14 protein-coding genes are annotated in these 12,332 nt (G+C 41.9%); 2 read left to right on the forward strand and 12 right to left on the reverse strand.

What is annotated here, in order from left to right; translation table 11 throughout:
- Positions 1–15 precede the first annotated feature (15 nt).
- The 10 genes from atpH to A6733_RS05970 are packed head-to-tail and all read right to left on the reverse strand — an operon-like array spanning position 16 to position 10,016.
- Positions 16–537, reverse strand: a complete 522-nt coding sequence (gene atpH / locus A6733_RS05925; protein WP_175330509.1) for an ATP synthase F1 subunit delta — start codon at positions 535–537, stop codon at positions 16–18.
- Positions 527–1,015, reverse strand: a complete 489-nt coding sequence (locus tag A6733_RS05930; protein WP_092401096.1) for a F0F1 ATP synthase subunit B — start codon at positions 1,013–1,015, stop codon at positions 527–529. Before A6733_RS05930 ends, atpH begins: the two co-directional genes overlap by 11 nt.
- 38 nt (positions 1,016–1,053) lie before the next feature.
- Positions 1,054–1,299, reverse strand: coding sequence for a F0F1 ATP synthase subunit C (atpE, locus tag A6733_RS05935; RefSeq protein ID WP_092401100.1), 246 nt, complete (start codon positions 1,297–1,299; stop codon positions 1,054–1,056).
- Between the two features lie 33 nt (positions 1,300–1,332).
- Complete coding sequence (gene atpB / locus A6733_RS05940; RefSeq protein WP_092401229.1) at positions 1,333–2,169, reverse strand: F0F1 ATP synthase subunit A; 837 nt, start codon at positions 2,167–2,169, stop codon at positions 1,333–1,335.
- Positions 2,170–2,227: 58 nt separating this feature from the next.
- Complete coding sequence (locus tag A6733_RS05945) at positions 2,228–3,124, reverse strand: ParB/RepB/Spo0J family partition protein (protein ID WP_242641444.1); 897 nt, start codon at positions 3,122–3,124, stop codon at positions 2,228–2,230.
- Positions 3,111–3,923, reverse strand: a complete 813-nt coding sequence (locus tag A6733_RS05950; protein ID WP_092401106.1) for a ParA family protein — start codon at positions 3,921–3,923, stop codon at positions 3,111–3,113. The genes A6733_RS05945 and A6733_RS05950 overlap by 14 nt, the downstream gene beginning before the upstream one ends.
- The gene (gene rsmG, locus A6733_RS05955; RefSeq protein WP_175330510.1) at positions 3,923–4,558 is read right to left on the reverse strand and encodes a 16S rRNA (guanine(527)-N(7))-methyltransferase RsmG; all 636 of its coding nucleotides are present in this window, start codon (positions 4,556–4,558) and stop codon (positions 3,923–3,925) included. The genes A6733_RS05950 and rsmG overlap by 1 nt, the downstream gene beginning before the upstream one ends.
- Positions 4,551–6,398 carry a tRNA uridine-5-carboxymethylaminomethyl(34) synthesis enzyme MnmG gene (gene mnmG, locus A6733_RS05960; RefSeq protein WP_092460680.1) on the reverse strand — a complete coding sequence of 616 codons (1,848 nt, stop codon included), beginning with the start codon at positions 6,396–6,398 and terminating at the stop codon, positions 4,551–4,553. The genes rsmG and mnmG overlap by 8 nt, the downstream gene beginning before the upstream one ends.
- A 14-nt stretch (positions 6,399–6,412) precedes the next feature.
- Positions 6,413–9,052 carry a preprotein translocase subunit SecA gene (gene secA / locus A6733_RS05965; protein WP_092411175.1) on the reverse strand — a complete coding sequence of 880 codons (2,640 nt, stop codon included), beginning with the start codon at positions 9,050–9,052 and terminating at the stop codon, positions 6,413–6,415.
- A 46-nt stretch (positions 9,053–9,098) separates the two neighbouring features.
- Positions 9,099–10,016 (reverse strand): M23 family metallopeptidase, encoded by a 918-nt coding sequence (locus A6733_RS05970; protein ID WP_092401118.1) that lies wholly within the window; start codon positions 10,014–10,016, stop codon positions 9,099–9,101.
- Between the two features lie 5 nt (positions 10,017–10,021).
- Here A6733_RS05970 and A6733_RS05975 point away from each other — a divergent pair, with 5 nt between their 5' ends.
- Together A6733_RS05975 and A6733_RS05980 are read left to right on the forward strand one after the other, a co-directional pair.
- Positions 10,022–10,315 carry a DciA family protein gene (locus A6733_RS05975; RefSeq protein ID WP_176695523.1) on the forward strand — a complete coding sequence of 98 codons (294 nt, stop codon included), beginning with the start codon at positions 10,022–10,024 and terminating at the stop codon, positions 10,313–10,315.
- A gap of 90 nt (positions 10,316–10,405) precedes the next feature.
- Positions 10,406–10,897 carry a tRNA (cytidine(34)-2'-O)-methyltransferase gene (locus A6733_RS05980; RefSeq protein WP_092401124.1) on the forward strand — a complete coding sequence of 164 codons (492 nt, stop codon included), beginning with the start codon at positions 10,406–10,408 and terminating at the stop codon, positions 10,895–10,897.
- Here the strand turns inward: A6733_RS05980 and A6733_RS05985 are convergent.
- Complete coding sequence (locus A6733_RS05985; RefSeq protein WP_092460682.1) at positions 10,857–11,828, reverse strand: NAD(P)H-dependent glycerol-3-phosphate dehydrogenase; 972 nt, start codon at positions 11,826–11,828, stop codon at positions 10,857–10,859. The two genes, A6733_RS05980 and A6733_RS05985, sit on opposite strands and share 41 nt — an antisense overlap.
- A gap of 30 nt (positions 11,829–11,858) precedes the next feature.
- Positions 11,859–12,317, reverse strand: coding sequence for a protein-export chaperone SecB (secB, locus tag A6733_RS05990; protein ID WP_092401232.1), 459 nt, complete (start codon positions 12,315–12,317; stop codon positions 11,859–11,861).
- Positions 12,318–12,332 lie beyond the last annotated feature (15 nt).

Genomic DNA, 12,332 nt, shown 5'->3' on the forward strand with positions numbered 1-12,332 from the left:
CATGTAAAAAACCTCCTATACGCCCAAAGCACCTTCCAACTTTTCAAGGCGCCCTAAAACTGATGCATCGTAGCAATCGTCATGGATGTGGAACACACAACCACCTATAATTCGAGAATCTATATCAAAACGAACATCCACCTTAGATGAAAGCATCTTCTCTAAGAAAGCGGTAATAGACGAAATATCTTCCGGAGATAAATCTAAGCCTGATTTCGCAACAACCGGAGTAATAGCATTTCTTTGGTAAAGCATCTCATGAAAAATCGAGCAAATAGCCGGAAAATACCTAAACCTTCCTCTACTCAAAAGCAACTTTAGAAAAAACACCTGCTGCTCAGAAAAAATAGACCGAAAGTCCAACAGGGACAACACACCACGACGACCCGAAGCTCCAAAAACAACCAGCATAAGGTCCGGAAAAACATCGTTAACCGCTTTTAAAAAATCGGACCAAGAATCCAGCAAATCAGATCTCTCAGCAATATCAAAAACGGCCTTTGCATAGGGACGAGCCAAAGTAAAACTATTTGCCATACCGCGACTCATCACGACGCACCATACGCTCCAATATACTTTGGTGAACTCCCATATCTACTTCTTTAAGCAACACCGCACGGGTTGCTTCCATAACCAAGCTAGAAAAATCTTTCATTAACTCTTCTTCAGCCCGCTTCTTAGCCTGAACAGAAGCTTGCTCTGCCAATACTTGAGCACGAGCAACAGCAGCAGCGGCCTCTTCGCGCGCACGACAAACAATATCATCAGCTCGCTTCTCTGCCTTAAGCACAATATCCCTGGCTTCTAATCTTGCTTTACCAATCAGATCATGAGATTCAGCTTTAGCCTCAGATAACGCAAGAGCAGCGGCCTCAGCATCTGCCAGACCACAAGAAATTCTCTCAGACCTCTCATCCAAGACCTTAGAAATTGGGGGCCAAACAAAGCGCATAGTAAACCAGGCCAAACCAAAAAACACAAGGCACTGAACAAACAATGTAGCGTTAAGATTCACGCATTTTCACCCATTAATAAATTACAACCAACTCTAAATCATCCAGTAACAAAGGGGTTAGCAAACGCAAACATCATAGCAACACCAACACCTATCAGAAAAGCAGCATCAATCAACCCTGCCAAAAGAAACATTTTAGTTTGCAACTTGTCCATCAACTCAGGCTGACGAGCAGCAGCCTCAATATACTTTCCACCCATCAAACTGATACCTATACAGGCCCCAATAGCGCCAAAACTAATGATCATCCCACAAGCAAGTGCAACAAAAGAAACATCTGTCATGAAAATCCCCTGAGTCAAAAAATAACAAAAAAACTAGTGCTTCTCCTGCGCTTGACCTATGTATATCATCATCAGCATAACAAAAATAAATGCCTGCAGTGATATGATAAAAATATGAGCAATCGCCCATAGCAATCCAGCAAAAAACTGGCCAACACAACCGTAGATCTTGGCAGTAGCACCCATGAGTGCAATCAACATAAACAGCAACTCACCGGCATACATATTCCCAAAAAGCCTCAAGCCCAAGGAAACAAATTTGGCTGAGTATTCTATTACGTTTATCACCAGATTAGGTATAAACAAAATCAACTTGGAACCAAAAGGTGCAGTAACTAATTCCTTAAAAAATCCCAATTTTTTCGACTTAATTCCATAAAAGAACATCAGCAACAACACTCCAAGGGACATCCCCAAAGCACCATTAACATCGGCAGTAGGGACTATTCTTTGATACTCCGATATACCGGTAACCGAAAACAACCTGGGAAACAAATCTACGGGCAATAAGTCCAGGGCATTCATCATAAAAATCCAGATAAAAACGCTTACCGAAAGAGGGATAACAAAGTCACATTTAGAAGAGCCAGGAATAATCGACCGCACCTGAGACGCAAAAAATTCGAACAGAATCTCTACTGAGCACTGCCACCTAGAAGGAACACCAGCAGTAGCACGTCGAGCTACAAGAAACATGAATAGAAAGGCGAAAACCGACATCAAGACAGACCACAGGACTGTATCGATGTTTATGTAAGAAAAGTCAACTATGGGGATATGATGACCAAAATCCTTCGAAACCATACTCCGCAAGTGGTGAAGAACATACCCCGCCGGAGTTAAACTAGAAGCATCCACTGGAGCTGCCAAAATCCAAAAACAACAAGACCAGAGATTACCAGAAACAACAAGCACATTCAACAACAGTCTAGCAAATATCCATTACCTTATCGGTCTCAAAAACTCCAAATCTGCTTAAAAAACCGTCCAGTTGGTCCAGGGTATCATATTTAACGGAGAGACAAAAGGAGCCATTTGAGAGTTTGTTAATTGACACTGGAGCACATAATATATCGGACAGCCTTTCTTGGATAAGACGTGTATCAGCATCAATCCTGTCAGGGTTCTTTTTAAGATCAGACCTACCTGGTTGCTTAACAAAGCTACGAACCATAGCTTCTGTCTGGCGAACAGATAAACCCCTGTCTATAATCTGTTTAGCCGCTTCTATCTGATCTTCTTTGCTCAAAGATAGCAACGGCCGTGCATGTCCAACATCAATACAAGAATCTTGTAACAATTGGACAACACCTTTGTGAAGAGATAATAGCCGAAGTAGGTTAGTTACAGCAGTACGAGATCTACCAATAGTCTCTGAAACTTGCTGATGAGTCATTCCAAACTCATCCAACAATCTCTTTATAGCTTGAGCTTCATCTATAGGGGTTAAGGCCTCTCTTTGTACATTCTCAATAATGGCCAAGGGAAGGGCAACTGAATCTGGAACATCTCTAACTATAACTGGAACCAGCTTAAGACCAGCTAACTTTGATGCCCTCCATCTACGATCACCAGCAATAATCTCGTATCCACCACCAGCGCGAGGACGAACAACAATTGGTTGTATTACACCATGAGCACGGATAGAGGCAGATAATTCCTCTAAAACATCAGGATCCGTAAAGGTTCTTGGTTGGCATTTGCCGGGAAACAACTCCTCAACAGAACACTGAATTACAGAATCACTGGTAGAAAAATCATCGGAGACAAAAGACTCCCTAAAAAAACTATCCAATCCCCTACCTAGACCTCTATGCTTCTTCATAAGTAACGTCATCTTCTCTGTGATGAATTTTTAACTGCACCTGCTTAGCACGACGAATAAATTCATCAGCACATGCCAAGTAGGCACGAGAACCTCGTGCTGCCCTATCAAAAACAACACATGGCAAGCCATAACTGGGAGCTTCCGCTAAACGAACATTCCTAGGAATAACTGAGTCAAAAACCTTGTCCCCAAAATGTTCGCGGACTTGATCAGCAACTTGACGACAAAGCACACTCCTGCTGTCAAACATCGTCAAAACTAGACCTTCCACTTCCAGTCCTTTATTGAAGGAACGCTTAACAGAGCGCAAAGTGCCAACTAACTCAGCTAGACCACCAAGAGCATAGTACTCACATTGCATGGGAATAAGAACACGATGCGCGGCAGTCAAACCGTTCAAAGTTAACAAACCCAAGGCCGGAGGACAATCTAATAAAATGAAATCAAAATCACCTTTGATCTCTGATAGCAAATTACGTAAAAGCAATTGCCTTTTGGGCATACTAGCCAACTCTAACTCAACTGCCACTAGATCTCTGCAAGAAGCCAGCACATGAAAATTAACATCTTTACTAAAATAAATGGCCTTATTAATTGAAGCACGGCCACATAAAACATCGTATACGCTAACATCAATAGAAGAAATTCCACTTGCAATTGTCGCGTTGGCCTGAGGGTCCAGATCAATAAGCAACACTTTAAAGCCACGAATAGCAATAGATGCAGCTAAATTAACAGCAGTTGTGGTCTTTCCTACGCCACCCTTCTGATTTGCTATAGCAAACACCTTATTCATCAAACCTTCCTCGCTATACGCAGCAAGCAGCGACTAGCTCTAGTATCAACAAACTTAATAGGCCACCACTCTAGCACAACAAAATCATCTGACAACTCTCTAACTTCATGCTCCGGATATGCACCTTTCATTGCATACCAACAACCGCCTTTGCCACACAAATGTCTGGAACATAAGACAAATTCAGACAGAGATGAAAAAGCTCTAGATATAATTACGTCATATCCCTCATCAGAAACAAAATCCCTCACACGACACCACTTGACATCAGCATTAGGCAAATCTAGCTCAGCTTTTACTTGCGACAAAAAAATACACCGTTTCTCCCTGGCCTCCAACAAACAAAAATTAACATCTGGATAAACGACAGATAATGGAATACCAGGTAACCCAGCTCCACTACCTACATCTAATAAGGAAAAAAAGGAACGTGTAGACAAATACGGCACCACAGACAAACTATCCACAATGTGTCTGATAACTACCTCATCAAATACCTTAACAGATGTAAGATTATATACTCTATTCCAATTTAGTATGAGATTAGCATATCTATAAAGTTTATCCAGCTGCTTCTTAGTTACCAAAATTTTTTGTCTGGCAAGTGCCTCCGAAAGAAATTCTATATCAGACACCGTAACAACGCCGCAGATATACACGCAACAACTGAATAGCAGCTGGAGTAACACCAGCTAATCTAGAAGCTTGTCCTAAAGTATTTGGGGAAATTTTCCTAAGAATTTGCTTTACCTCGTTTGATAATCCAGAAATTCGGTCAAAATCTAAATCTGTGGGGATATTTAAAGAATCAAATAGGCTCATCCTCTCAATATCTTTCTTTTGCCTATCTACGTATCCAGCGTATTTAATACTGGCCTCTAATGATCTCACCCACGATGCAGGCCAAGATTCCCCCTGACCAAAAACAACATCAACATAATTAATTTCAGGTCTCTTCAATAACTGCAATAAGGACACTTCCTTAGTTAAGTCCAGTGACAACCACTCCTTAGACTCTGGCTTAACATAAGAAGATCTGAGCCTTTCTTCTTCTCGTATCAGAGCATCCTGCTTACGACAAAAGTACGACCACTGCGCATCAGTAACAGTACCCAAGCGATACCCAATTTCTGTCAATCTTTGGTCAGAATTATCCTCACGCAGCATAAGTCTATATTCAGCCCGTGACGTAAACATTCGATAAGGCTCTGTGACTCCTCTAAAAACTAGATCATCCAACAAAACGCCAAGATAAGATTGATAACGACTAGGAACCCACTGCTCTTGTTTTCTTACCCTAAGAGCTGCATTGATTCCCGCCAAAAGACCCTGAATAGCAGCCTCTTCATAACCAGTCGTGCCATTTATTTGGCCTGCCAAAAACAATCCAGGCAACGACCTAGATTCTAGATGAGGAAACAAATCTCGCGGATCTATGTAATCGTAATCAATAGCGTATCCGTAACAAACAATCTCTGCTTGTTCTAAACCATGTATAGAGCGAATAAACTCATCTTGAATATCTTTAGGAAGAGAGGTAGAAATACCATTAGGGTAAATTATATCTGAGCTCAATCCCTCTGGTTCAAGAAAAATTTGATGACTATCCCTGTCAGAAAAACGAAATACTTTGTCCTCTATAGAAGGACAGTACCTTGGACCAACTCCCTCAATTGCACCTGAAAAAATAGGGGACCGATCATACCCAGCGCGAATGATATCATGCGTCTTTTGATTGGTCTTGGTAATCCAGCAACACCTCTGCTCTGGATGAGGGTAAAAAACACCTTGATCAGAAAACACTGGAGTGGGAGAATCACCCCATTGTTCTTCCAAATTGTCGAACTTAATAGAGCTAGTTTTCAAACGCGGTGGGGTACCAGTCTTTAACCTACCAACAGGCAGTCCTATACTACGTAACTGCAGTGATAATTCGTGTGCTGATGGATCACCCAATCTACCGCATTCAAACTTCTCTTCGCCTACATACATTACTCCACCTAGAAAAGTACCTGATGTCAGGATAACCACATCAGATAAAATTTCCTCCCCTCCACAAAAAACTCCTATACATTTGTTGTTGGAAATAGATAAGCTAGTAACTTTTCCGCACAAAACGGTCAAAAAAGGAAAATCATTTACAGCATCTGACACTGCCTGCTGATACAAAAGTCTATCAACCTGAGCACGGGTAGCCTGAACTGCGGGGCCCTTGCTTCGATTTAAAACACGAAACTGAATCCCGGAACGATCTGCAACAGTGGCCATCAGTCCACCGAGAGAATCAAGTTCCTTAACTAAATGGCTCTTACCAATACCACCAATTGAGGGATTGCATGACATGCGTCCAAGATCATCTTTACTCATAGTCAGCAATAAAGTACTAGCATTCATCCTGGCTGAAGCCATAGCTGCCTCAACACCAGCATGCCCAGCACCAACAACAATAACCTCAAAACGGGAACATCCACCCATAGGAAAAACACTCTCTAAGGAACCACAACCGGCGAACCATGGCAGTGCTTATATTTCTTTCCGCTGCCACAGGGACATGGTTGATTACGTGAAACACGATCTAATACATTCTGATTTTTAGTATGCGGAACCTCTTCAGCTGGAACAACAGAAATTTTCATAAGCAAACTTACTACATCGTGCCGTACATTCTGCAGCATCTGATCAAATAACATAAATGCTTCGCGCTTATATTCCTGCCGCGGATTCTTTGCAGCGTATCCACGTAAATGAATCCCCTGCCTCAAATGATCTAAGGCAGATAACAACTCCCTCCAATGTGTATCCAAACATTGAAGAAGCACAGATCTTTCTATATCGGCGCGAATATCCGATGGTACATCCGCAAAACGCTGTGCAGACAACCGATCAATCTCACTAGTTATGTATTTTAACAAATCACTAGCTGTCCATTTTTCGTGCTCAGAAAACAATTTACGTAAATCAACTGTCCATGACAAACCAGATAAAAATTTTCCCAAACCATCCCAATCCCACTGATGATCGGTAGAATCTCGAGGAATGAAGGTGTTAAACTGGTCTAATATGTACCCGTGCCTCATATTAGTAATAACTTCAGATGCACTATTTTCTAAGATGTCGTTGCGTTGCCTATAAACTATCTGCCTTTGCTCATTGGCAACATCGTCGTACTCTAACAGCTGTTTCCTGACATCAAAATTACGAGATTCAACTTTTTTCTGAGCAGATTCTAAAGAACGAGAAACCATCTGATGTTCAATTGCCTCACCACGTGGAATATTTAGCCGCTGCATAATGGCTTGCACACGATCACCAGAAAAAATTTTAAGCAAGGGATCATCTAAAGATAAATAAAAACGTGAGGAACCTGGATCACCCTGCCTGCCGGAGCGTCCTCGCAGTTGGTTATCTATACGACGTGATTCATGACGTTCCGTACCGATAATGTGCAAGCCACCAGCTTCTATAACTTTGTCATGCATCTTCTGCCACTCTACACGCAACAGTTCTTCTTCCTTCTGCTTGCGATTATCGTCCCAATCTGCATGATCTGAAACTTCAGCAAGCTTATGTGTTATATTGCCCCCAAGAACAATATCAGTCCCCCTACCAGCCATATTGGTTGCTATAGTAATCACACCCGGCCGTCCAGCCTGAGCTATAATCTCCGCTTCACGTTCGTGCTGTTTTGCATTTAACACCTGATAAGGAAGATTTTCTTTGTCCAACAATCCTGCAAGGTACTCTGAACTTTCTATGGAGGTAGTACCAACTAGAACAGGTTTCCCTATTTTATGACAATTACGAATGTCATCTATAACCGCCAAATATTTCTCTTCCATTGTCATGTAAATCTGATCCATCCTGTCATCACGACGGATTGGTTTATGCGTTGGAACAACTATTGTTTCCAAACCATAAATTTGATGAAATTCGTACGCCTCGGTATCAGCGGTACCAGTCATACCCGCCAATTTATTGTAGAGTCTAAAGTAGTTTTGAAAAGTTATCGCAGCTAAAGTTTGGTTCTCATTTTGTACCTCAACACCCTCCTTAGCCTCAATAGCTTGATGAAGACCATCAGACCAACGACGACCTGGCATCAATCGCCCTGTAAATTCATCAACTATTACCACCTGACCATTATGAACAACATACTGCTGATCACGATGAAATAGATGTTTAGCACGCAAAGCCGCATTAAGGTAGTGCATCAAACTGATAAAGGAATGGTGATATAGATTGCTTCCCTCTGGGAGTAATCCTGCTTTAACCAACAGACCCTCAGCTTTTTCTTGTCCTTGCTCTGTCAAAAACACCTGATGGTTTTTATGATCTACAACTATATCGCCACAAACTGTCCCGTCTTCAACTTCTTCCGAATCCTGTATAGTTAATTGATCAGAAACTGATACCATAGCCACATACGAGTCGGTCATATCATCAGACTGACCAGAAATTATCAACGGGGTTCTAGCCTCATCAATAAGTATAGAATCAACCTCATCAACAATTGCGTAGTTTAATCCCCGTTGAACTCGCGAGCCAACATCGTAGACCATATTGTCCCGAAGATAGTCAAATCCGAACTCATTATTAGTTCCGTAAACCACATCCCTTTTGTAGACTTCCTTCTTTTCTTCTATGCTCAATCCGCTATGATTAACTCCAACTGTTAATCCCAAAAATTCATAAAGCCTGCCCATCCAAGCCGCATCTCTGCTGGCTAAATAATCATTTACAGTCACAATATGAACGCCATCTCCAGACAAAGCGTTCAAATAAGCAGCTAATGTGGCTACAAGAGTCTTACCCTCACCAGTACGCATCTCGGCAATTTTACCTTGATGTAGTGCTATACCCCCGACAAACTGTACGTCAAAATGGCGCATCTTGAGCGTTCTGCTACTAGCTTCCCTACATAAAACAAAAGCTTCTGGTAGCAGACTATCTAATGATTCTCCATTTTTATAACGCTCCTTAAAGGAGGCAGTCTTCAATGGAATATCACAATCAGCAAGCTCCTTGTATGCATCTTCATACTGATTTGCTTGAGACAAAATCTGACGATAGCGCGAGATCACCCTATCATTCCTACTACCAAACATTGACCTTATGAGACGTCTCAGCATCGATCACTCTTTTTTGAAGTTAAACAAAACATAGTGCTTACATAACTTATTTGTACTGATCTGATTTGATAAAAAACAAACCAGGATCCTGTGGGACACCATATTTTAGCACCTCAAAGTGCAAATGTGGCCCAGTAGAACGTCCAGAAACACCTATCTGTGCCAAACACGAACCTTGCTCAACCAAATCACCAACATGGACAAATACCTTTCCAAGATGGGCATACCGTGTTACCAACCCGTGTCCATGGTCAACATCAACTATATGACCATAACTTCCAAAACTACCAGACCTCTTAACTATGCCGGGAGCCACTGACATAACTTGCGAACCAATTGGTGCGGCAAAATCATAACCGACATGAAACGATGGTCTATGGTTTATGGGATCCACACGGGGCCCATATCCAGAGGTGATACGAAACTCCTCAACGGGAAGTTGTTTAGGCATCAATAAATTAAGGGCTTTTTGACGAATTAGTATGGATTCAGCGATACTAAGCACACCTTCGTCGCGACTCATTCTTAAAGATATGCCATTTATAGCTTTTTGAATATAGTGATTAGCAACCTGTAGTGAGGATGAGGACACGATAGGTCCCCCCTGATCTCTACTTTTCAAAACCTGTGGCACAGAGCGCAATAGGACATTTTCTGGCAAATGAAAGCCAAAACTGTCCTGTACCTTCTTAAGTCCCGACTCCAAGCCAACCAATCGCTCTTCCAATACGCTAACTTCTCGTACAATACGTTGATGTGTTGGCTTTAATTCCGAAATATTACTAAACCAAAAAGCGCAAAAATAACCCACGATGGTAAAAAAAACAGCTACAAAAAAGAAAAATGCAATGCCGATAAATTTTTGGTACGATTGCAACTTGCGTTTATTAAGGAAGTAATACATTGAACGAAAATAGTTTCCTACCACAAAGCCCCCTAGTTGTAATAAACGAACAAACGGCATAACTGGTGTCAGTACTCGGAAAAAAAATTGGAGATGCAATCGAGCTCCCGCTAGGGTCTTTATTAAGCGACATAAACTTAACTCTGTCTGTAAGAGCGATATATTCTCAACTCCCACCTCCGTATCCAGCAAAGAACAGCCGAGTAGTGGTCCTCAGGAACGGAAAGCTTGTCATACGGGCAGACGATTCATCTGTGGCAACAAGATTACGGTTCGTTCAGGATAGCCTTATAAAAACACTGAAAGAACACGGAATTACCGTAGAGGAAATCAAGATTCTATCACAGCCAGCATCATAGCCAGTGAGATCTGCACAACAGACTGAGACAAAATGCGTTACTTATACATCGTACATAAATAGGGAATAGTCCTCAAATAACGGAAAAACCATGTTCCACATAGCATTGTTTGAGCCTGAAATTCCACATAACACTGGCAATATTATACGATTATGTGCCAACACTGGGTGTTTACTTCATCTTATTGGTCCATTGGGGTTTAATCTGGACAATAAACAACTAAAACGCGCAGGACTTGATTATCACGATCTTACAAGGACAACGATACATTCAAAGTGGGAAGATTTTGAATCAAGCATGGCCGACAATACTATAGTCATATTCAGTACTAAAGGCACCGTAAACTACGATGAGGTACAGTACAGCCCGAACACGGCTCTGGTATTTGGACCTGAAACTAGGGGATTGCCAGAACACATAATTAATTCTTTCAAAAAAATAGGACTAGCAACCAAAATACCCATGATGCCAAACAGTAGAAGCATAAACTTATCCAACTCAGTTGCCATAGCAGTATATGAGGCGTGGAGACAAAACAAGTTCATCGCCCGCGGGTCATCAAGTCATTTACTACATCTATAGGCCTGACATCTCCTCGCAATATCCTGCACACCGATCGGATAATAGGAACATCTACCCCTTTGTCCTTAGCAATGCACTCCAGTGCATATGAAACTCCAATACCCTCAGCTACCTGACCCAACTCATCAAGAAAGCTATCAAGGGATCTACCTTTAGCTAAAGCGTATCCCAGTCGCCAATTCCGCGATAAATCACTAGTAGCCGTAAGAATTAAATCTCCCAGCCCAGACAAACCATATACGGTATCTTGTTTTCCGCCCAAAGAAAGAGCCAATCTACTCATCTCAAGGAGACCTCTGGTCAGTAATGCAGCACGAGCACTTGATCCTAATGACAAACCATCGCTAACGCCAGCGGCTACTGCCAGGGAATTTTTTGCGGCCCCACATAATTCAACACCCAACATATCGGAGGCAGTATAGAGACGCACTGTAGGAGACGACAAAAACGCAGACAAACTCCGCGCATTGGTCTCATCACTACATGCCAATACTAGGGCAACTGGCAGACCATAAACAACATCCCGCGCAAAGCTTGGACCAGATAAGGTCAATATTTTATCTTTAGAAAAACCAACTTCTGCGGCAATTTGGTGAGGAAAACACTTAGTTTCTGCTTCAATACCTTTGGCACCTAGTACAACTGGCCCTCTGTAATAACCAAACAATTCTGAGAGCACAGGCCTACAACCTTGGCTAGATGCCATCATCATAACCAAATCGAAACTTCCTGATATATCTTTCATTAAAGTTGTGGCAGCAACATTTTTCCTTACTACATCTGAAAAGAGATAAGGATGGCGACCATTAGAATTTAAGCTATCCACGATATCGCCATGACGTGACCACCAGGTCACATCATGTCTAGCTGAGGATAAAGACAAGCCCATAGCGGTCCCCCACGCTCCGGCACCAAGAATTGCTATTTTCAATTAAACACCTCTTAGTTTTTCCCAAACCCCCTACTTATCCTTGTTTGCAGCAGCCTTACGTTGCTCAAAAAGCGCCTGAAAATTAACAGGGGACATATATACTGGTGGAAATCCAGTTTTTGTAGAAAAATCAGTAACCACTTCTCTAAGGTATGGAAAGACAACGTTTGGGCAATCTACACTGAGAATACCTTCAAGATAATCGTCAGGAATATTCCTGAGTCTAAAGACACCAGCCTGGGATACCTCTATGATAAAGAGCACCTTATCAGCAGACGAGGTGGCTTTTACGTTGGCTGAGACAACTACCTCAAAGACAGAATCATCTATTTTCTTGTGTACTGAATCCAATTCTACCTCTACTTGTGGAGAATGTCTTTCCAAAAAGATTAGGGGGGAAAGAGGAACCTCCAAGGATGCATCCCTAACATAAAGCTTCTCAATAGAAAAAACTGGCTGTTTATCCTGATTCCCCTGATTACTATCCATATGGGCACTACCTTT

It is taken from the genome of Candidatus Ichthyocystis sparus (assembly GCF_900078745.1).
Taxonomy (GTDB): domain Bacteria; phylum Pseudomonadota; class Gammaproteobacteria; order Burkholderiales; family 2013Ark19i; genus Ichthyocystis; species Ichthyocystis sparus.